Here is a 20071-nt window from a genome sequence, read left to right on the forward strand (position 1 = left end):
GTCTCTTTGGCAACAATGAGAAATAGAGAGGATGTGCTGGGGAATGAAAAAATGGACAATGACGATTACGGCGATTTTGCTTACAATTATGATTACTTCTGGATATGCAAAAACAGACGAAAAAACAAATGAAGTTACACATATAATAGACGTTTTAAAAGACAAGGGCGTAAAACCTGACAAATGGACGATGTATTTTCGTGGTCAAATAGGTTTTACATCTAAAGGACTAGGGTATTTAAAACAAGCAGAAGAGCTTAAACGTAATTATCCTGAATTTGACTGGGCGGTAACAGAAGATGAGGCCGGACATTATAAAATGAACGGGACTTTTGAGCGTAATGATATCGGGGTTTCAGAGAAAATGACCATCATTACATACCCCCAAAAAGATCAATCCGCATCGTATTTTATTTATGCGGTTGAAGGACTTGTAAATACAAATCAAAACTGGAAAGAAATCCAGAACCTGATTGATCGCCGTGTTGAACAATCAGTAGGAGGAAATCCCAAAATTTTCTCTTGTGTTACCGGTACATACGGTGATAGAATGGTGGTTGATTTGTATTCGCAAGCAAATGAATTGGTACGCGCCTTTTCTGGTGTTTCTGTAGAGGAACTAAAAGAAGAGACGTTTGTGTCGCTTTCTGCATATACTGAGCTGTGGGAACAAGCGATTTATACCGGTCATCAACATAAAATGAATCTTCAGGTTGCACTGCGAACTGAAGGATTGGGCAGTAAAACTACTGTCACAATTGGCACACCAATAATTACGTCTGAATATTAATATACAAATTGGACGCGGAGGGGAATATCGTTGGAAAAAATCATTGTCCGTGGTGGTAGGCGGTTAGAGGGCTCTGTACGAGTTGAAGGAGCTAAGAATGCCGTACTTCCTGTCATCGCAGCATCCATTTTAGCTAGTCAAGGCAAGAGCACAATTAAAGATGTGCCAGCCCTTGCTGATGTGTTTACGATTAACGAAGTATTACGTTATTTAAATATTGATGTAGCATTTGATAACGGAGAAATTTCTGTTGATGCTACAAGCGAACTGAAAACAGAAGCACCATTTGAGTATGTCCGTAAAATGAGAGCATCATTCCTAGTTATGGGACCATTGCTTGCTCGTGTTGGACTATCTCGTATCGCACTTCCTGGAGGCTGCGCAATCGGATCCCGTCCGATCGATCAGCACTTAAAAGGATTTGAAGCGATGGGAGCTACGGTTAAAATCGGGAACGGTTTTATCGAAGCGAAAATTGATGGCCGCTTGCAAGGTGCAAAGATTTATTTAGACTTCCCAAGTGTAGGTGCTACTGAGAACATCATGATGGCTGCAACACTTGCTGAAGGTACAACAATCATCGAAAACGCTGCAAAAGAACCAGAAATCGTATGTCTAGCTAACTACTTGAATGCGATGGGTGCAACAGTTATCGGTGCAGGTACTGGTACAATCCGTATCGTCGGTGCTGAAGAGCTTGCAGGTGCTGAGCATACTGTAGTTCCAGACCGTATCGAAGCAGGTACGTACATGGTAGCAGCTGCTATCACGGAAGGCGACGTATTAATTGAGAATGCAATCGCAGAGCACCTGCGTCCTTTAATCGCAAAGATGGAAGAGATGGGTGTACAAATTCAAGAAGAAGGAAACGGACTTCGTGTTCGCGGACCTCGTGAATTAAAGCCTGTTGATATTAAAACAATGCCACATCCAGGATTCCCGACTGATCTTCAGTCGCAAATGATGGCGCTATTGCTTCGTGCAAACGGAACAAGTGTAATCACGGAAACTGTATTTGAAAACCGCTTCATGCACGTGGAAGAATTCCGCCGCATGAATGGTGATATCAAAATTGAAGGCCGTTCTTCTGTAATCAACGGACCTGTAAATCTGCAAGGTGCTGAGGTTGCTTCAACTGACCTTCGCGCAGGTGCAGCTTTGGTACTTGCTGGGCTTGTCGCAGACGGTTACACACGTGTGACTGAACTCAAGCACATCGACCGTGGATACGTTGATTTTACTGGAAAACTAGCTGCATTAGGTGCTGACATCGAGCGTGTGAACGAAGATGTGAAAACAACACCTGCAAAAGAAGAGCAATCATTAAAAAGTAATTTAGCTTAATTTATACGTAAAACTGACTCTAAAGGCGTGAATTCTGTCTTTGGAGTCAGTTTTTTTTAATGAGGTCCTTCTTTATTAACAGAGTTATTATCAAATATTGCGAAAAATGATGATGTTGGATACCGACCTGCGCGCGAAAAAGGAAAACGTGCGCGTAACCGATGCTTTTCTGCGCGCATTCGCGACTCAACTACGCGTCACTAAAATTTGACCGACTGAGGCGCTCAAGTTCACGAAAACTACATCATTTCTGAGCACCCTGCATAAAGTTTTAAACCAAAATTGTTTACACCGCATGTTGTTCGGGAAATCTATACCTATAACTAAGCCTAACTATTTTTCTCGGAAAGGATGTCGAACTCATGCTTTGGACCATTATCGGTATATTAGTCGTACTCTGGTTATTGGGCGTAATTTTTAAAGTAGCAGGCGGTATTATTCATATCTTACTCGTCATCGCTTTGATCGTCTTCGTATTAAATTTTATTAAAGGCAGGAAAATGAAATAGCTGTACAAAAGCTGGCTGGATAGCCGGCTTTTTTTATTGCCTATATAATGAAATTCTTTGTAAATTATAGTAAAAAACACCCATTTTATTGAAAAAACGCTTTCATGTAGTACCATATAATCAAAATTTTTAAAATAGTTTGAAAATAAAATAAAAGGTGCTAATATAAATCCACTGGCTTTAAAATTCATGAAGCAAAGGGGATTGGAAGGGTATGAAAAAGCAGTTTTCAGTATGGGGTTTAGCACTAGGTCTTGCAGTGAGTCCATTAGCGGCAGGACAAGCTAATGCTGAAGCACCAGTGAATGTTTTATCTACAAAGCAGTTCAATAGCTTAACGGGTACACCTTCTTTTGTATCAGGTAAATTAACGGAGGCATCTTCAAAATCCGCAAAAGAAGTAGTCATGTCTTATCTTCAAAAAGAGTCAAAGACATTTAAATTAGGAAGTCAAAAAGCGGAAGAGGCGTTCACAGTTAAGTCTGTGACAAAAGACGAACTAGGCAGACAGTTAGTACGCCTTCAGCAAACATATAAAGGAGTTCCGGTTTGGGGATCTACTCAAGTGGCTCATGTAAATGATCAAGGAGAGCTTGTTGTATTCTCGGGAACAGTGGTTCCTAATCTGCAGGACAAGCCTGGATTAGGTTTTGGTAAAAAGATTTCTGCATCTAAAGCGGTAGCAGCTGCAGTTAAGGACTTGGGTTTCACACCTGAATATGAAGCAGATCCAACGTCAGATCTCGTTGTGTATACAGAAGGAGATCAAGCTACATATGCTTACTTAGTAAACCTTAACTTCTTATCGCCTGAGCCGGGCAACTACAACTATTTTGTAGATGCTGTAACAGGTAAGGTTTTAAACTCTTACAATGATTTAGACGAGGCACATGGCGGTACGAAAGCACCTCCAACAGGCGGTGGATCACTTGTTGGAACAAATGCTGTCGGATCAGGTACGGGTGTCCTTGGTGACTCAAAAACGCTAAATACGTTACTATCAAACGGAACGTACTATCTGCAAGATAACACAAGAGGTGGAGGCGTATTTACATACGATGCGCAAAATCGCCAGCAGCTTCCAGGGAAACTTTGGGCTGATGCGGACAACCAGTTTAACGCAACATACGATCGTGCAGCTGTAGATGCTCACTATTATGCAGGAACAACGTACGATTATTATAAAGAAGTTTTTAACCGTAACTCTTACGACAATAAAGGAGCTGCGTTAAAATCAACGGTACATTACGGCCGTAACTACAACAACGCATTCTGGAACGGTCAGCAGATGGTTTACGGTGATGGCGACGGAACAACATTCGTTTCGTTATCCGGTGGTCTCGATGTTGTAGCGCATGAATTAACACATGCTGTAACAGACTTTTCATCTGATCTGATCTATCAAAACGAATCTGGTGCGTTGAACGAAGCCATGTCCGATATTTTCGGTACGTTAGTTGAGCACCATGAAAATAACAACCCGGATTATGAGATCGGCGAAGACATCTATACGCCAGGTACGAGTGGTGACGCACTTCGTTCCATGAGTGATCCGACGAAATACAATGATCCAGACCACTATTCTGTTCGCTACACAGGAACAGGTGACAATGGTGGAGTACACATCAACAGCGGAATTATCAACAAAGCAGCATACTTGCTGGCAGTTGGCGGAACGCATTACGGTGTAACGGTTCCGGCGATCGGCAACCAAAAAGTAGGAGCGATCTATTACAGAGCGAATACGGTTTACTTAACAGCTTCATCTAACTTCAGCCAGGCAAGAGCAGCTCTTGTTCAATCGGCTTCTGACCTGTACGGCGCTACATCTGCTGAAGTAGCAGCGGTTAAAAAATCGTATGACGCAATTGGCGTAAACTAAATCATAATGAAGAAACCCTGATCTATGCAAGTGGAGATCAGGGTTTTTTAGCGTTATCAAATAATTATAGAATTTTTGGGAATTTTAACCTATATATGCAATCTAATTGTTCATTAAAGGAAGATGATTATGAACCTGAAAGATGTTTTATTTCAAGCAGAGGATTTAAGCATAATTGAACAATTCTTTAGAACTTCCTTGCTGTATTTTTTGTTATTTGCATCTGATAAAGCGATGGGTTTTAAGCAGAATGCTATTACGACCCCTTATAATTTCATCATGGCAGCTGGGATAAGTCACATCTCGGCTACCCGGATCGTGGTTCCTGATTCGAGGCCGATCGATGCTTTTGCCATCATCATTGTTTATACGATATTTATGCTATTTCTCACCTATTTCGGGTACCTTAAGTTCCCTTCCATTGTTTCTCAAACTCCAAATATTATTGTGAAAAACGGTAAAATCATAAAGAAAAATTTAAAGAAAACAAGACTGACACTTGATAATGTATTTTCTATATTAAGAGTGAAAGATGCTTTTAACCTTGAAAAAGTGAAGTTTTTAGTAGCAGAAACAACGGGAGATTTTAGTGTCGCGATCGACAATCAAGACCTGCCTGTAACAAAATCTTCTATGGGCATACCAACAACTCCCAATGAGCTGTCTCAGCTTCTAATCTATGAAGGTAAAGTGGATCAGCGCGTGCTGAGGAAAAACAATCTAGACAGCGAGTGGATAGAACGGCAGCTGCAGATGCTTAATATTCCAGTGATAAAAGATGTTTTTGTAGGAATTCTTACACCTGGTGGAACACTATACATAAACAAACAGGGGGATTAAGATGCCTCAAGTTTTTGGTGAATTAAAAGACATAACATTGATGGGGTACGTCATTCGAACGATTCTTGTAGGGGTAATCGTTTTTTTTGTTGGAAGGTTTGTGACGAAAAGGTCCTTCAGCCAGATGACGACCTTTGACTTTGCGCTGATCTGGATACTAGGAGCACTTACTGTTTCTCCTTTATTGGATGGAAGAGTGACCTTTACACGGACGATCACCCCCATTCTAACGCTATTCTTTTGGCATACGCTTTTGAGTATAATCTCCTTAAAGAGCAGGTCTTTTTCCCATTTTTTTAACGGAAAGCCTCTCCTGCTTATTGATGACGGGAGAATCGTAAGGAAGCATCTGAGAAAGCACTTTATAAATATTGATCTCTTACTGGCAGAGCTTAGAATCAGAAAAGTATTTAACATTTCAGAAGTAAGGTATTGCATGTTGGAGCCGAACGGTCAGCTAAGTATCATGAAATACAGTGCTCACGATCCTGTTACAGCATCAGATGTTAAAGCAACAGCTGACCAAGTGGAAATTCCTTTAGTAGTAATTAATGACGGGAAACTTTTTGAAGAAAATCTAAAAAAAGCAGAAGTAGATCTGAAGTGGCTAAAAGAAAACTTGAAGACTCATCAAGTTGAGGATGTAGAGTCCGTATATCTGGCAACCATGGATCAGCATAAGAAGTTGTATGTGTCGAAAAAATAAATAGAGACGAAGGATAGAAAAACGACCAGATTAAAAAGTCTGGTCATTTTTCACGTGATCATTATTAGAAAGTTTCTTGTTTTAAAGACCATTCACCGCCATTTTTCCAAGCGGACCGTTCTCATCAATGATGTTTTGCAGGTCAAAAACAGAGATCGGAAACATTGGAAAGCCGTATGCATAAGCGGTTAGATCATAAAGCTGAAAATAGATAACGAGTGCTTTATCAGCAATATAATAATCTTGGTTCGGACTGATCGACTTGAACGGTTCTAGCGTGACGATCTGCTGCGATTTAATCTGAGCTTTTATGATGCGATTCAACACTTCTACATAGTTGCTGCCAGGTTTAAATAGATCCTTTAATTGATAGGTTCTTCCTGTTGAGAGGTCCCACGTCTGTGACTTAATGTACGTCATACCATGAGCCGCCATTGGGGTGTATGCATAATTCAAAAATCCGATGCTGAGAATGTTCTTTTCGTTCGTTTTCACAGCGAATTCTCCGTACATGCCCGGACGCGCTTCAGGGTTTTGCATTTGCTGAAGCTGCTGATTGATCTGGATAATCTGTTGATTGACTTGTTGCTGAATGCGCGGATTGATACGCCCTTCAATCTGAGGATAATAAATCTTTATGTTGCCAGGTGCATACGTAAGCGTTCGAACCAAAACAGGAGGTTGAAAACTGTCCATGCTGTTCACCCTTTCGCGCTGGTCATCTCTTTATATTATGCAGAGAATGGTCTGTCTCAGTATCTGCAGCAAAACTTGTAAATCAGGTATTTGAATAGCACATTTCAATTGTAAAAATGCTAGTTTCGAGTTCTAAAGCCCATCTTTTTTGTATAAGTTGTATGGTAGAAAACATTATAGGAGGGCATTGGAACGTGAATGTAAAAATCAAGCCGCTGATCTGGATTCTAGCTATTTTTGTCGCTATCATCGTCCTGCTTCCCACGATACTCGTACTACCATTTTCGTCAGCACCTCCTGCATGGAAAGAAGAGAAAACAGCGCAGCCGTCTGAGAGAATGCTAGCTTTGGAAATCCCTCACTCAGATATCGTTGTCCCTGTTTTCAGAAAGTCCATGGACACGGTCGAGAACATCCCTTTAGAAGAGTATGTGGCAGGTGTGGTCGCATCTGAAATGCCAGCAGACTTTGAGCTCGAAGCACTGAAAGCACAAGCCTTAACAGCAAGAACGTTTATTGTAAAAGCCCTTTTAAACCGAGGCAAAGATGATAGTTTGCCAGAAGGTGCCGTAGTGTCAGACACCGTAATGCATCAGGTGTATAAAGGTAACAAGGAACTAGAAACACTTTGGGGAGATGATTTTGACGGAAAAATAGAAAAAATCATCAAAGCGGTCTCTGAAACAAAAGGACAGATTCTAACTTATGAAGGTGATCCGATTCAAGCAAGCTTCTTCTCCACGAGCAATGGCTACACCGTTAATTCTGAAGACTATTGGAAAAACAAATACCCCTATTTAAGAAGTGTAGAAAGTCCGTGGGATAAAGAAGAATCACCAAAGTACACGGATACCATCCAACTGCCAGTCAGTACGGTAGAACAAAAGCTGGGTGTTTCACTATCAAAGAACGGTAAGATCGGAAAAGTCGTCGCAACAACGAGCGGGAAACGAATCGGTAAATTCGCGATCGGTAAAAAAGAGTTTACCGGTAAAGAGATACGAGAAAAGCTGGAGCTGCGTTCAACAGATTTTCAGATGGAGAAAAAAGGTAAGCAGGTCAGCATCACGACGCGCGGCTACGGACACGGAGTGGGACTGAGCCAGTACGGAGCGAACGGGATGGCGAAAGAAGGCAAGACATACAAGGAAATCGTTAATTATTACTACAAAGGAATTGAGATCACTGATTATAAACCGATAGCTGATAAAGGCCTCGCGTATCAGCCTCAGTGAATTGTGTGAAAATTGTAGGGGGTCTGTCCCGGGGACAGACCCCCTACAATTTCCAACTTTCTTCAAACTTATTTCAAACTTATTTCAACCTTAAATTGACCGCATTGTGCTCTAAGCATGATGGGGTTTTTTATGTTGTCGAAAAGAAATTTTATAAAAAATAGAGTGCTAAAGTATATATTTTCAGAATTCTGTTCAAACTTGTTGCTGAGGTGATGAAAAATGAAAGAAGAAGAAAAACAAACCAAAAAAACAATACCGATGAAAGGTAAGAGTGCTATGAAAAAACGTTGGGTTTATCCGGCAGTATATCTTAGTTTTGCAGCAGTCATTTTAACATCTGTTCTATGGTATCAAAACGATGCGAAAAACGTGGAGAAAAATAATACTCCAGACAGCGCGTTAGAAGACAATGGAGCAGCAGTACCAGTATCACTTACAAAAGAACAATTCCAAATGCCAGTTGCTGATCCTGAAGCCATTGAAGTAGTAAAAGATTTCTTTAGTCCAGACGCTACAGCTCAAGAGCAAGAAGCAGCACTCGTATTCTATAACAATATTTACTACCAAAACCGCGGAATCGATTTAGCGACTGCTGACAACAAAGCGTTCGACGTAACAGCAGCATTAAGCGGGAACGTTGTAAAAGTAGCAAAAGATCCAGCACTAGGATTCGTAGTAGAAGTAGAGCATGACAAAGGTGTTGTAACACACTACTCATCACTCGCTTCTGTATCCGTTAAGCAAGGCGACCAAGTGAAACAAGGCACAGTCCTTGGACAAGCTGGTGAGAATGCGTATGATAAAGATTCTAAAATCCACGCTCACTTCGAAGTTCGTAAAGACGGAGAAGCAGTAGACCCGGTGATGGCTTGGGATCAATCTGTTGCACAGCTTGCAGCCGCTGTTGATGATTCTCGTAAAGAGATGAAAAAAGCAGAAGAAAAGAAAGCTGCTGAAGAGCAGAAAAAAGCTGAAGAGCAAAAGCCTGGTAAAGAAGAAAAGCCAGCACCAAAAGCCGACGATAAAGGCGGCAAAGATATGAAAGATTCAAAAGATACGAAAGACACGAAAGATGGCAAAGATGCCAACGGTGAACAAGAATCATCATCTCAATCAGCAGAAGACACTGGCGCACAAGCCGACGATTCTGGTGCAAACGAATAATTTTCATAAGAAAGCTGTCTCGGATACGAACCGAGGCAGTTTTTTCGTTGTTTAGGAAATTATAAAAACGAGTCTTGTGTACTTGCTATTTTTTGATTGTGTAATGTTAAGGATCTTAACTCGTTCGAACGCTTAACAGTGTAAATGGCACCTCAATCGGCAAACGCGAGTTAAACGTAAAACTTTTCTTCCACCCAGAAATGCGCTTATTATAAAATTTTCCATGAGTTTACAAAGGTTTTTTCAAGAAAATGGACATTTCCCCTTGTCCCAGTTGAGATTTAGGCATATAACGAAAACTTGGTTAATAAGATGTTACAAAACCTACAATAATTCAATTGAGGGTGAGCGGTGAGAAATCGTACTATGGCTGCGGTGGAAAAAGGGGAATGGAAGCAATACTTATAAGCCGAAGATGACAACAAAACTTGTCACGTAGCTTGTTCATAGAAGTCTCTATCGCATCTCTCACATCCATTTTAGGGAGGCGAGTGGTGTGCACGATTACATCAAAGAGCGAACCATCAAGATAGGACGGTATATCGTGGAGACAAGAAAAACAGTCCGCATGATCGCAAAAGAATTCGGGGTTTCCAAAAGCACGGTGCATAAAGATCTCACCGAGCGGCTGCCTGAAATTAATCCCGATCTTGCAAATAACGTAAAAGAAATCCTCGAATACCATAAGTCCATCCGCCACTTGAGAGGTGGAGAAGCGACGCGTGTGAAGTACAAAAAAGGCACAGAGGAAGTTGTTCAGTAAGTTTGTGACTGATAGGGATGAAACATGACACTTGAAACATTATGTGCCGTATAGGTCTGACGCCCAATAATTATTTTTTGACAATATTTAACCTTGTTCGACATACTTGTGATATAATGATAAATTGGATAGAACTTCGATTTTTTACTAAAAATGTCATTATATTGTATGGATGTTTAACAGGGAGGATATAACATGTTTTCAAGGGACGTTGGAATTGACCTTGGTACCGCTAATGTACTGATTTATGTAAAAGGAAAAGGAATTGTGCTTGATGAGCCATCTGTTGTTGCGATCGACACGAATACCGGAAAAGCACTCGCTGTAGGGGAAGAAGCCCGCCGCATGGTAGGCCGTACACCAGGAAACATCGTGGCGATCCGTCCGTTAAAAGACGGAGTTATCGCTGACTTTGAAGTAACCGAGCAAATGCTGAAACACTTTATAAACAAAATCAAAGTGAAAGGCGTGTTTGCCAAGCCTAGAATCTTGATCTGTACGCCAACGAACATTACGTCTGTTGAACAAAAAGCCATTAGAGAAGCTGCGCAAAAGTGCGGAGCTAAGCAAATTTTTCTTGAAGAAGAGCCGAAAGTGGCTGCAATAGGGGCGGGGATGGATATCTTCCAGCCAAGCGGCAATATGGTTGTTGACATCGGTGGTGGCACAACTGACATTGCGGTCTTGAGCATGGGCGATATCGTCACCTCCTCTTCTATTAAAATGGCTGGGGACAAGTTCGATACAGAGATTCTTCAGTACATAAAGAAAGAGTACAAGCTGTTGATCGGGGAACGTACCGCTGAAAACATTAAATTAAACGTCGCGACGGTTTACGAGCGTGACGAAGAATTAGAGATCCGCGGCCGCGATATGGTATCTGGTTTGCCGCGTACGATTACCGTTGGCTCTAAAGAAATTCAAAAAGCATTGATGGAACCTGTTATGGTGATCGTTCAAGCAGCGAAAAGCGTGTTAGAGAAGACACCGCCTGAACTTTCTGCTGACATCATCGACCGCGGCATCATGCTGACAGGTGGAGGAGCACTTCTTCACGGAATCGACCGATTGTTTGCCGACGAGTTAAAAGTGCCCGTGCTGATTGCAGAAGAGCCGATGAGAGCCGTAGCGAACGGAACTGGCTTAATGCTTGAGCATATGGATAAAATTGCGAAACGAAAAGTGTTTTAATGAAGGAAATGCCGCTCAGAGTGGGTGGCATTTTATTTTTTTGTGAAAAAGTAAGCTTGGCCTGTGCCAAGCAACCTAATAAAAAGTCTCAAAAACTGCTTTTAGGCCCTAAAACAGATTTTATAGTCCTTCAAAATAATTTATAGTCCCTTCAAGTAAGTTTATGGTCCTTCAAAAAAGTTTATAAGCCCTCAAAATTATTTATAGGCTTTTCGACAAATCTACCTCAGCGATTTCAACGCATACTTCATCATTCCTGGTACAAATTCCTCATTTTAAAAAAGGATTCCGTCAATTTCCGCAGAATTCTATTAAGAAATGTAAAAAACTGTCGATAAGACTGATGAGACATATTGTGTCCAGATTACAAGTGCAGGAGGAATACTCCGTGTTAAGAGGCTTTTATAATGCTGCAGCCGGTATGCTGGCACAGCAGCGCAAACAAGAAATTTTAACGAACAATATGGCGAATGCCAATACACCTGGATATAAAGCGGACAATGCAAGTCTGCGCACGTTCCCTACGATGCTGCTTCAGCATATGGGGGAGACCGAATTAAACGGAAAAAAAATACCGAATAACTACTCGATCGGACCAGCCACGTTATCAACAGGAGTCTATGTGCAAGAGACGACACCAAACTTTCTGCAAGGCGACATGCGCGAGACGGGGATTAAAACAGACATTGCACTGTTGCAGGGCCAAGTGCCTGCTGACCCAGGAAGTGGAGCTCCCGGCGGACTCTTTTTCCGATTAAATGTGAATGGTGAAGAGCGTTTTACTCGAAACGGCCATTTTTCGGTGGATGCAGAAGGAAGTCTTGTCACGCCTGAAGGCTATTACGTGCTTGGAACAGATGGCAATCCGATTACCGTGACGAGTGACAATTTTACGGTGAACAAAGACGGTACAGTTATTGATAATGGTGCCGTGGCGGGTCAGATTGATGTTGCGTACATCACGAACCCTAACAATCTTGTAAAAGAGGGATCAGGCTTGTTCAGGCTTGGTGGTGAAGCGGACAGTGCGATCGGAAATCCAAACATCACTTACAATCTGCAGCAAGGATTTGTGGAGAGGTCTAACGTGAACACGGAACAGACGATGACGGAGATGCTAACGGCATACCGCGCGTTTGAGGCCAATCAAAAAGTACTTCAGGCATATGACCGTACGATGGAAAAAGCAGCAAACGAAATTGGCAGGATCGGCTAGGGGGACACATTATGAATCAGTCTATGATTTCAGCAGCGGTGACGATGGGACAGCTTCAGCATAAGCTGGATACCATTTCAAACAATATGGCGAACAGCACGACGAACGGTTACAAAAGACGTGAAGCTCAGTTTTCGGATATTCTTTTTCAGCAGATTAAAAGTGAAGCACTCGAACCGACAGAAGCCGGCCGCTTGACTCCGAACGGAATCCGGCTCGGAAGCGGAGCGCGTGTTTCATCCACGGCAGTAAGTATGGAAACGGGCACGCTGCAGCAGACAGGACGTGCGCTCGATGCAGCACTAACGCAGCCTAGCTTTTATTTTCAGATTGCTGGAGTGGACACGAACGGAAATGAAACGCAGCAATTTACAAGGGACGGCAGCTTTTATTTATCGCCGTCTGCCGGTAATCCTGATGAGATGGAACTCGTGACCTCAGAAGGCAATAAAGTGATGGGCGTAGATGGACCGATCACCATTCCAGCTGACCATAGTAAAATTACCATTGGACAAAACGGCCAAGTTTCGGTAACGTTAAATAATGGAGCAGTTGTTGAATCAGGACAGCTGGCGATTGTGAATATGATTCGGCCGCAGCTGATGTTATCTGTTGGGCAGAACTTACAAGCGCCAGAAAACATGCCGTTAAATCAACTAATAGAGGAAGTAAATGCTGGAGAAGTTAATTTCGTTCAGCAAGGTGCACTCGAATCCTCAAATGTTAACATTTCCAATGAGATGACGGAACTGATTCAGACACAACGTTCTTATCAATTTAATGCGCGTTCTCTTACAATTGCTGACCAGATGATGGGGTTAGTAAACGGGCTTCGCTAAATGAGGTAGGTTTGTATGACGAATAAGATGCAAGAGTTGAATCATAACGAAAAACCAAAAACACAGCGTTACAATGAGAAAGAGAAATCTTCTAAAGAAGAGAAGAAACAGTGGTATCAACGTCGAACGAAAAGAAGCTTCCCAATCTGGCTTCGTCTTCTTCTGCTGGTCTGCGGAATCATTGTGTGTTTTGCTGTGGGTACGATGGTCGGTTACGGTGTAATTGGTGACGGTAAGCCGATGAACGTGTTTGAAAAAGAAACATGGACACACATCATCGACCTTGTACAAAAAGAATTGTAAAGATATAATAAAAAAACAATGGCAGGAAGTGATGCGTCATTGTTTTTCTTTTGAGGTAAAATTAGTACCAGGTAACAATACCAAGTATAATTAAAATAAATTTATATGATAATGCAAAAGAAAGGTGATGTTTTGTATGTTAACGATTGAAGAAATCAAAGAAATTATTCCGCACCGTTATCCGTTTTTGCTGATTGACCGCATTTTAGAAGTAGATGAAGGCCAGCGCGCAGTCGGCATCAAAAATGTAACAGCTAACGAAGAATTCTTTAACGGCCACTTCCCGGAGTATCCTGTGATGCCAGGAGTGCTGATCGTTGAAGCACTTGCTCAAGTAGGCGCAGTGGCGATGTTGAAAAAGGAAGAAAACCGCGGCAAGCTCGCATTCTTTGCAGGAATCGATAACTGCCGATTCAAGAAGCAAGTCGTACCTGGTGACCAGCTTCGCCTGGAAGTAGAGATGACGCGTGTGCGTGGTTCGATCGGTAAAGGCAAGGGGATTGCAACAGTCGACGGCCAGGTGGCCTGCGAAGTCGAAATCACCTTCGCCCTAGGTAAATAAGGGGGGGTCTGACCCCAAACAATTATCATAAAAGCTTGAAATGGAGCAAACACCCTAGAGGAATGCTCCATTTCAAGCTTTCTTTTTATGGTATTTTAAATAGAGAGCATTAAAAATACAAAAAATAAGTAGTGGAGATGATTCATTTGGAAAAAATCTATAAGATTATTCTTTTTGACTTAGACGGTACACTATCTGATCCGAAAATAGGCATCACTAAATCTGTTCAATTTGCTTTAGAAAGAATGGGCATCAAAGAAGAGAGCCTCGATTACTTAGAACCATTCATTGGACCACCGCTTCAACAATCGTTCTCAGACTTTTACCACTTCAATGATACACAAACGCAAACAGCCATCACTCATTATCGCGAACGATTCAGCGACGTGGGGATGTACGAAAACACACTTTATGAACATATTCCAGAGCTTTTACAGGAGTTGAAGGAAAGCGGCTTTACGTTAGTTGTTGCTACTTCTAAGCCAACCGTCTTTGCTGAACAAATTTTGAAGTATTTCAATATCCATCACCACTTCGATCTAATCGTCGGAAGCAACCTCGACGGAACAAGAACCGCCAAAACGGACATCATTCAGTACATACTCCAGCACTACAACAAGCATCCAAAACAAGATTTCATCATGATCGGTGACAGAAAACACGATATCATTGGAGCGCATAACACAGGCATTGATTCGATAGGAGTTACTTACGGTTATGGATCATTAGACGAGATTACAACTGCAGCGCCTGCTTATATTGCTGAAAGTGTCCTTGAATTAAGGAAATATCTATTAAAACACACCTCAATTAAGGTGTAATAACGACACTCGATAAAATTTAAAAGGTTAGTGTATGCTTGAAATAGACATTAGAAGAATATGTGTTTAGAAGACGAACACCTACTAATCATTACGAGGTATTCATTTTGTATCCGAGGATAAAGCCTATAATTCCGCGTATAAAAATATTTATCCTATTTTCGAGATATTTCGTCTTCTCCCTCATCTCCATCGACCTCAGCTAAACTAGAGAATTATCAAAAAAAACCTGGAACTCCATCTAACGGTTCGGATACCTATCACAAATCGTTTATTTGATTTGTAAAAAGTAATGTTTGTTGTATATAAAAATGTTATTGGATTTGTGGACTTAATTTCTATACTAGCGATTTAGAAGATGTTTTATTTAGGCTCTTTGCTAAAAGATTGTTGCTTTTGGCTTTTTCAATTTTCAACATCTGCCAGATGAATGGAGCGCAAGGTGCGAGACTCCTACGGGACGAGCTGTCATGTGGAGACTCCTAATGGCGCAAAGCGGCAGGAGGCTCACCGCACGCCCCGTGGAAAGCTAGCAACCTGGAGCAGAAATCAACAACTTTCAAAAACAACACTGTTTACGAAAACAGCCTTTATTTAAGACATTTACGGGGCAGTTTAGTTTAAGAAGGAAAACTTTTTCAAGAAGCGAATTAATACTATGCAATATTTTAAAAAAATTGTAGTAACAACACAATAGGAGTTGAAAATATGTTTCCGCTAGGGGAATATTCCAGATTAGTTAATGATATTAAGAGAAGAGAAGATCCTGACATACCAATTACATTTGGTTTGCTTATCGCTGACTATGATCAACAGTCAAGTAGACAATATATTCTTAATTATATCGATAGATTTAATTATAAATCTGGTAAGTATATTAATTTTTATTTGCCTGGATATTTTGAAGAGGATATTTATGTTTCAAAGAAAATTATAAAAATCGATGGAAAAGAGTACTATTTTAAACGGGAAAAATATATGGAATTCCTACAACGTTTAGAAACGGATTTTAATTTTGAGTATTTTTACAATCCAACATTAATATTAATAGAGTATAAGCGAGGTCATTTTAGTAAGGCAAACAGCATTATTATTGAATTAGATGACCAGGGTTCAGATATTCGTAAGACTGGGAAATTCTTTGAGGAAATCTTTAAGATTGCAAAGTCTTATGTAGATATTAATGATTTTTCAAGAGAATTAAAGAAAAATGAATTAAAAAATGCACTATTTAACAGCATTTTGAATTCAATAAATAATAATCTAATTAAAGAGGTTGTAGGTAATTATGGGAGACTAAAAAAATATAAATTGTCTTAAAACCTATTTGGGGTTATTTTATCTCCTAATAAAATGAAAGCGATGCAAATTAAATAATTATTAAAATTGTACAAACAAAAAAAGCACATAATGTGCTTTTTTTGTTGTAGTAGTTGCGGGCACCACCCGTGCTACCGTTACACTAACCTTCCGATAAGAAAGCCCGCAAAGGCTACTACGAGAATTACTAAAATAACTAATAATGGAATTACATTTAAAATCATTGACATCACTCCTGTAAGCCCTAGTTGAGCAATTAAATTGGCTACATTTGCAGATGCGATGGATGAAACTAGTACTGTAACACACCAGTTTCTTATATAGTTGGCGGAAGGTGCGGGATTTGAACCCGAACCTGGTGGACAAAAAATTAAATAAACTCAAAAACTATTATTCCAATTAGTATCATTATAACAGAACTTTATTATTAAGGGTCTAAATGAATTTATGTACGATAAAAACATTGAATTCATTTGAGAAAGGTTATAGACATTTAGTGTAAAATTTTTAAATGTCCAAGACAGTTTATCAGCGTTTGAATGCAAATAATTATAATTCAACAAGAAAGGGTTTGTTGCAAAAGATTGGCACGCAGGGACCTTTAATACAGTTGTTACAATAAAGGAGGATATATGCAAGGGTAGATAAAATTAATAATCCCATAAAAGATATTGATATCTTTAACAAGGAAACTACTAGTAGTTGGCAATCCAAATAATATAAATCAGGATAGCTACAGCAAAAGAGTTGAGTAATCCTAAATAGCTCCTTTAGACCAGATTGCTGAAGATGGTATTAGAACAGCTGCTCAAAAACAAGCACTGAGAAACAGTGAAAATGGCCTGAGGTAGCAGAAGCTTATCAACATACTGCCAATTATGCTAGGTCAGTTATTGAAGAGAATTGATATTCTTCAAGAGGCTTTTCACATGGAGAAGCATTAAAAATAGTTGTAGAGATAAAGAATAGTACTTTTGTTTCCAAAAAGTATGGATTAACTATTGAGGATTTTATAAAAGTTGAATATGTTATACAGCATGCTTTGAAAACAGGTGTAACCGAAGCCGCTATAATTTACGGACTTACAGAAGTTTCTGTTAGTCTACAAATTGATATACAAATTCTATAGCGGAAAATTAGAATTTATTAGTATAAATGACTGTAAATCAATAAAAATAGACCATCATTTTCAAGAACAATTTGATGGTCTATTTTGCTTACATAATTAAATTTTGTGACAGTTAACAGAACTCGTTAAACTCACTCCAGGTTTTTTATTTCGCCCTCGCAACAATCCCATTATGCACCTTGATATAACCGTGCTTCATAATATCCAGGCCATTTTCATACAGATAAAGCCCCATCTGCTCTAATGTCATCAGTTCACGATAAGTGTGGTTCATCACATCAGCCATGATCTCGTAATACAGCTTGGACCGAAGCTGGGCTCGGGGTGTTGTCATCACGATATAGCCGTTTGGCTTCAAAAATTTCCGATGCCACTCTACCACCTCAGATTTCATGGAGTCCGGAAAATGCTCCAATAAACCAACGCTCAGCACAATATCAAACTCCCTGCCGTATGGCAGGTTTCGGATGTCGTCCACCACATATGAAATGTTGAAATCATTTTTATAATAAACCTTATCTCCGCCCGTTCTTGGATTCTCCCCTAAAAACGGGTAAGCGTCCGGAAACTCCGCAAACCTTGCATCGCGGCAGAACGGATCATAATCGACCATCACCACTTCGCCGCCAGGATACATCGCAGACAGCTGCATCGCCTCATACCCTTCCGCTGCCCCTAAAAAAAGAATGCGAGGCTTATTCACATCAAGCCCTTTAAACAAGGCTCGCTTCCCCCGTGGATCCCAAATGCCATCCTGGATCCGGTGCACATAATTCCACAAATGAATACGTAAATAATCCCCAAGCGCGACTTTCACTTCAGAAGGTTTAAAGCTTTTTAAACTATGAAAAAATGCTCCCTTTTTATCTTGGATATCAGCTGGAACATCCTTTGAAAACCATTCGTGAAACGACTGGTTGAACATTGTCCATGACGTATGGACCGGAAGTGCTTCGCCGTGCTTATGCTCCCAATCCGTTTTTTCTTTTGCAAAAGAAGTAACTTCATATGGCTTGCCGACATCTTTCCAAGACACGGTAGACCAATCATTCACCGTATTTACTTTTACAAACTTCTCATAATCTTTCTGACTATATTGGCGCAAATCCATGCGATAAGACGGTCTCATTTCCGTGTGGCCAACATTCACTGGACGTTGAACAACAGTTTCAAGCATATTTGCCCTCCTGTAAAAAGGATTTTATATAAGTATTCAAAGAAACGCTGCAGAATCCTTTAAAGCCTTAATTTTTACTGTGTCATGATAAAATAGAATAAAAGAAATCAGAGAGGGGAACGACGATGAAGATTATTTTTATAGGCGACAGCATCACAGCTTCAAATAAAAACACAGATCCAGAAAGACTAGGAAACGGTTATGTTCGTATGATTAAAGAAGCCTTGCCCAAAGACGTAAATGTCATCAACAAAGGGGTAAACGGACATCGAGTGACAGATCTTGCACTTCGTTGGGAACGGGATGTTCTTGATTTGAATCCTGACCTTTTATCGGTTTCAATCGGAATCAACGATGTATGGAGACAGCTGGATAGCCCAGGCATCGCACAAGTAGATGAATCGAGATTTGAAGAAATTTACCGTGAGCTGTTGTCACAGCTGCCTTCTGATACCAAACTAGTACTCATGGAACCCACAATTATAAAAGAAAATTCGCAATCTCAAGGGAACCAGATGCTGATTCCGTATGTAGAAGTGGTTCGAAAGCTGGCAGTGGAATTTGATGCAGTCCTCGTTCCAACGCACGATGTTTTTATCAATCACCTCAACAAAAAACCAGATGTTTCAGTAACAACAGACGGCGTACATATGAGGAAAAAAGGAAATGAATTAATAGCAAAAAGCTGGCTAGAAGCAGCTAAGTCACTCATTAACCAATAAAAATGAACCGAGGTTATGGATATGGCGAACACGACTCTCGCATTTTTTGAAGAAAAACATAGAGAAGCTTTAGAAAAATTTTATTTACCTGAAGATCAGGAGAAATTTACTCAGTTACCTGCAAAAGCATTAACATTTTGTGAAGAAGATGACAAACGAACTCCGGTTGTCATTGAAGCGTCTGGCAAAACAGTAGGCTTTTTTGTTTTACATACAGGAGAGAACATTCAAGATTTTACAGCAAACCCAAATGCAATGGTCATACGCGCATTATCCATCAATCACCCCGAGCAAGGAAAAGGATATGCGAAGGATGCGATGCTGCAGCTGCCAGAGTTCGTCACAGTAAACTTTCCTGATGTGAACGAACTCATCTTAGCAGTAAACTTTAAGAATGAGCCAGCTAAAAAGCTTTATGAAAAAGCTGGATTCGTAGATCGCGGTCAGATCAAACATGGTCCGGTTGGGCCGCAATATGTGCTGCATTATGATGTCTAATTATTAAGCTAATATAAAGGTGATTTTAGGATTGTAAAGTCTCCGTTATGACTTGGTAAATTGCGTCTTTTCGGGATTTTTTCATGATATATTCTGAACAGGGACAAAGAAACCCCGTACTCATGCAAAAATCATAATGAATATCCGAAGGGAGCAATTTTAAAGATGAGCAAAACATTTTTGGCGAAAATCGGAGCATCTCTTATGGCAATTTTTTTGATCACTGCATGTAACAACGCGGAAGACACGAACACTGAGGAAGAAACAAACACAGAACAATCTGAAACTCAAGACGGAGAAACTTCAACAGATGAGGAATCAACGGAAGAGTCAGCTGAATAAGATAAAGGAAGTGCCGGGC

General features: G+C 40.5%; 22 protein-coding genes. 20 read left to right on the plus strand and 2 right to left on the minus strand.

What is annotated here, in order from left to right:
* Window positions 1-43: 43 nt before the first annotated feature.
* The 6 genes from QUF49_RS02010 (at window position 44) to QUF49_RS02035 (ending at window position 6071) form a co-directional block, all read left to right on the plus strand.
* The gene (locus QUF49_RS02010; RefSeq protein WP_289494079.1) at window positions 44-790 is read left to right on the plus strand and encodes a YwmB family TATA-box binding protein; all 747 of its coding nucleotides are present in this window, start codon (window positions 44-46) and stop codon (window positions 788-790) included.
* A 30-nt stretch (window positions 791-820) separates the two neighbouring features.
* Window positions 821-2134, plus strand: coding sequence for a UDP-N-acetylglucosamine 1-carboxyvinyltransferase (gene murA, locus QUF49_RS02015; RefSeq protein ID WP_289494080.1), 1314 nt, complete (start codon window positions 821-823; stop codon window positions 2132-2134).
* A 362-nt stretch (window positions 2135-2496) separates the two neighbouring features.
* The gene (locus tag QUF49_RS02020; RefSeq protein ID WP_289494081.1) at window positions 2497-2643 is read left to right on the plus strand and encodes a lmo0937 family membrane protein; all 147 of its coding nucleotides are present in this window, start codon (window positions 2497-2499) and stop codon (window positions 2641-2643) included.
* A gap of 214 nt (window positions 2644-2857) precedes the next feature.
* A complete protein-coding gene (locus QUF49_RS02025; protein ID WP_289494082.1) occupies window positions 2858-4525 on the plus strand; it encodes a M4 family metallopeptidase in 1668 nt (555 codons plus the stop codon).
* 129 nt (window positions 4526-4654) lie between these two features.
* The gene (locus QUF49_RS02030; RefSeq protein ID WP_289494083.1) at window positions 4655-5365 is read left to right on the plus strand and encodes a YetF domain-containing protein; all 711 of its coding nucleotides are present in this window, start codon (window positions 4655-4657) and stop codon (window positions 5363-5365) included.
* Window position 5366: 1 nt separating this feature from the next.
* Window positions 5367-6071, plus strand: a complete 705-nt coding sequence (locus QUF49_RS02035; protein ID WP_289494084.1) for a YetF domain-containing protein — start codon at window positions 5367-5369, stop codon at window positions 6069-6071.
* Window positions 6072-6152: 81 nt separating this feature from the next.
* On the opposite strand, the gene QUF49_RS02040 is transcribed toward QUF49_RS02035, so the two are convergent.
* Window positions 6153-6767, minus strand: coding sequence for an RsiV family protein (locus QUF49_RS02040; RefSeq protein ID WP_289494085.1), 615 nt, complete (start codon window positions 6765-6767; stop codon window positions 6153-6155).
* Between the two features lie 194 nt (window positions 6768-6961).
* Here QUF49_RS02040 and spoIID point away from each other — a divergent pair, with 194 nt between their 5' ends.
* From spoIID to QUF49_RS02095, 11 genes are all read left to right on the plus strand, one after another.
* Window positions 6962-8002: a stage II sporulation protein D gene (gene spoIID / locus QUF49_RS02045; protein ID WP_289494086.1), complete on the plus strand. Its 1041-nt coding sequence runs from the start codon at window positions 6962-6964 to the stop codon at window positions 8000-8002.
* A gap of 222 nt (window positions 8003-8224) precedes the next feature.
* Window positions 8225-9169, plus strand: a complete 945-nt coding sequence (locus QUF49_RS02050; protein ID WP_289494087.1) for a M23 family metallopeptidase — start codon at window positions 8225-8227, stop codon at window positions 9167-9169.
* Window positions 9170-9665: 496 nt separating this feature from the next.
* On the plus strand, window positions 9666-9932 hold the full coding sequence (gene spoIIID / locus QUF49_RS02055; protein ID WP_007203593.1) for a sporulation transcriptional regulator SpoIIID: 267 nt from the start codon (window positions 9666-9668) through the stop codon (window positions 9930-9932).
* A 195-nt stretch (window positions 9933-10127) separates the two neighbouring features.
* Window positions 10128-11123 (plus strand): rod shape-determining protein, encoded by a 996-nt coding sequence (locus QUF49_RS02060; protein WP_289494088.1) that lies wholly within the window; start codon window positions 10128-10130, stop codon window positions 11121-11123.
* Window positions 11124-11511: 388 nt separating this feature from the next.
* Window positions 11512-12339: a flagellar hook-basal body protein gene (locus QUF49_RS02065; protein WP_289494089.1), complete on the plus strand. Its 828-nt coding sequence runs from the start codon at window positions 11512-11514 to the stop codon at window positions 12337-12339.
* Window positions 12340-12350: 11 nt separating this feature from the next.
* Window positions 12351-13178: a flagellar hook-basal body protein gene (locus tag QUF49_RS02070; protein ID WP_289494090.1), complete on the plus strand. Its 828-nt coding sequence runs from the start codon at window positions 12351-12353 to the stop codon at window positions 13176-13178.
* Window positions 13179-13193: 15 nt separating this feature from the next.
* On the plus strand, window positions 13194-13481 hold the full coding sequence (locus tag QUF49_RS02075; RefSeq protein WP_289494091.1) for a DNA-directed RNA polymerase subunit beta: 288 nt from the start codon (window positions 13194-13196) through the stop codon (window positions 13479-13481).
* 136 nt (window positions 13482-13617) lie between these two features.
* Window positions 13618-14043, plus strand: coding sequence for a 3-hydroxyacyl-ACP dehydratase FabZ (fabZ, locus tag QUF49_RS02080; protein WP_066244840.1), 426 nt, complete (start codon window positions 13618-13620; stop codon window positions 14041-14043).
* 146 nt (window positions 14044-14189) lie between these two features.
* Window positions 14190-14864 carry an HAD family hydrolase gene (locus QUF49_RS02085; protein WP_289494092.1) on the plus strand — a complete coding sequence of 225 codons (675 nt, stop codon included), beginning with the start codon at window positions 14190-14192 and terminating at the stop codon, window positions 14862-14864.
* 442 nt (window positions 14865-15306) lie between these two features.
* A complete protein-coding gene (locus QUF49_RS02090) occupies window positions 15307-15462 on the plus strand; it encodes a hypothetical protein (RefSeq protein WP_289494093.1) in 156 nt (51 codons plus the stop codon).
* 110 nt (window positions 15463-15572) lie between these two features.
* The gene (locus tag QUF49_RS02095) at window positions 15573-16184 is read left to right on the plus strand and encodes a hypothetical protein (RefSeq protein WP_289494094.1); all 612 of its coding nucleotides are present in this window, start codon (window positions 15573-15575) and stop codon (window positions 16182-16184) included.
* Between the two features lie 1274 nt (window positions 16185-17458).
* Here QUF49_RS02095 and QUF49_RS02100 read toward each other — a convergent pair.
* On the minus strand, window positions 17459-18490 hold the full coding sequence (locus QUF49_RS02100; RefSeq protein WP_289494095.1) for a class I SAM-dependent methyltransferase: 1032 nt from the start codon (window positions 18488-18490) through the stop codon (window positions 17459-17461).
* A 125-nt stretch (window positions 18491-18615) separates the two neighbouring features.
* On the opposite strand from QUF49_RS02100, the gene QUF49_RS02105 reads away from it, so the two are divergent.
* The 3 genes from QUF49_RS02105 (at window position 18616) to QUF49_RS02115 (ending at window position 20052) form a co-directional block, all read left to right on the plus strand.
* Complete coding sequence (locus tag QUF49_RS02105) at window positions 18616-19212, plus strand: SGNH/GDSL hydrolase family protein (protein WP_289494096.1); 597 nt, start codon at window positions 18616-18618, stop codon at window positions 19210-19212.
* A gap of 21 nt (window positions 19213-19233) precedes the next feature.
* Window positions 19234-19710, plus strand: a complete 477-nt coding sequence (locus QUF49_RS02110; protein ID WP_289494097.1) for a GNAT family N-acetyltransferase — start codon at window positions 19234-19236, stop codon at window positions 19708-19710.
* A gap of 165 nt (window positions 19711-19875) precedes the next feature.
* The gene (locus QUF49_RS02115) at window positions 19876-20052 is read left to right on the plus strand and encodes a hypothetical protein (protein WP_289494098.1); all 177 of its coding nucleotides are present in this window, start codon (window positions 19876-19878) and stop codon (window positions 20050-20052) included.
* The last annotated feature ends 19 nt before the right edge of the window (window positions 20053-20071 follow it).

It is taken from the genome of Fictibacillus sp. b24, assembly GCF_030348825.1.
Classification (GTDB): domain Bacteria; phylum Bacillota; class Bacilli; order Bacillales; family Fictibacillaceae; genus Fictibacillus.

What these genes read in the sequence shown, in the direction of transcription:
- QUF49_RS02010 (WP_289494079.1), top strand. Translation starts at nt 44, where the DNA reads ATGAAAAAATGGACAATGACGATTACGGCGATTTTGCTTACAATTATG.
- QUF49_RS02020 (WP_289494081.1), top strand. Translation starts at nt 2,497, where the DNA reads ATGCTTTGGACCATTATCGGTATATTAGTCGTACTCTGGTTATTGGGC.
- QUF49_RS02025 (WP_289494082.1), top strand. Translation starts at nt 2,858, where the DNA reads ATGAAAAAGCAGTTTTCAGTATGGGGTTTAGCACTAGGTCTTGCAGTG.
- QUF49_RS02030 (WP_289494083.1), top strand. Translation starts at nt 4,655, where the DNA reads ATGAACCTGAAAGATGTTTTATTTCAAGCAGAGGATTTAAGCATAATT.
- QUF49_RS02035 (WP_289494084.1), top strand. Translation starts at nt 5,367, where the DNA reads ATGCCTCAAGTTTTTGGTGAATTAAAAGACATAACATTGATGGGGTAC.
- QUF49_RS02040 (WP_289494085.1), bottom strand. Translation starts at nt 6,767, where the DNA reads ATGGACAGTTTTCAACCTCCTGTTTTGGTTCGAACGCTTACGTATGCA.
- QUF49_RS02050 (WP_289494087.1), top strand. Translation starts at nt 8,225, where the DNA reads ATGAAAGAAGAAGAAAAACAAACCAAAAAAACAATACCGATGAAAGGT.
- QUF49_RS02060 (WP_289494088.1), top strand. Translation starts at nt 10,128, where the DNA reads ATGTTTTCAAGGGACGTTGGAATTGACCTTGGTACCGCTAATGTACTG.
- QUF49_RS02070 (WP_289494090.1), top strand. Translation starts at nt 12,351, where the DNA reads ATGAATCAGTCTATGATTTCAGCAGCGGTGACGATGGGACAGCTTCAG.
- QUF49_RS02075 (WP_289494091.1), top strand. Translation starts at nt 13,194, where the DNA reads ATGACGAATAAGATGCAAGAGTTGAATCATAACGAAAAACCAAAAACA.
- fabZ (WP_066244840.1), top strand. Translation starts at nt 13,618, where the DNA reads ATGTTAACGATTGAAGAAATCAAAGAAATTATTCCGCACCGTTATCCG.
- QUF49_RS02095 (WP_289494094.1), top strand. Translation starts at nt 15,573, where the DNA reads ATGTTTCCGCTAGGGGAATATTCCAGATTAGTTAATGATATTAAGAGA.
- QUF49_RS02100 (WP_289494095.1), bottom strand. Translation starts at nt 18,490, where the DNA reads ATGCTTGAAACTGTTGTTCAACGTCCAGTGAATGTTGGCCACACGGAA.
- QUF49_RS02105 (WP_289494096.1), top strand. Translation starts at nt 18,616, where the DNA reads ATGAAGATTATTTTTATAGGCGACAGCATCACAGCTTCAAATAAAAAC.
- QUF49_RS02110 (WP_289494097.1), top strand. Translation starts at nt 19,234, where the DNA reads ATGGCGAACACGACTCTCGCATTTTTTGAAGAAAAACATAGAGAAGCT.
- QUF49_RS02115 (WP_289494098.1), top strand. Translation starts at nt 19,876, where the DNA reads ATGAGCAAAACATTTTTGGCGAAAATCGGAGCATCTCTTATGGCAATT.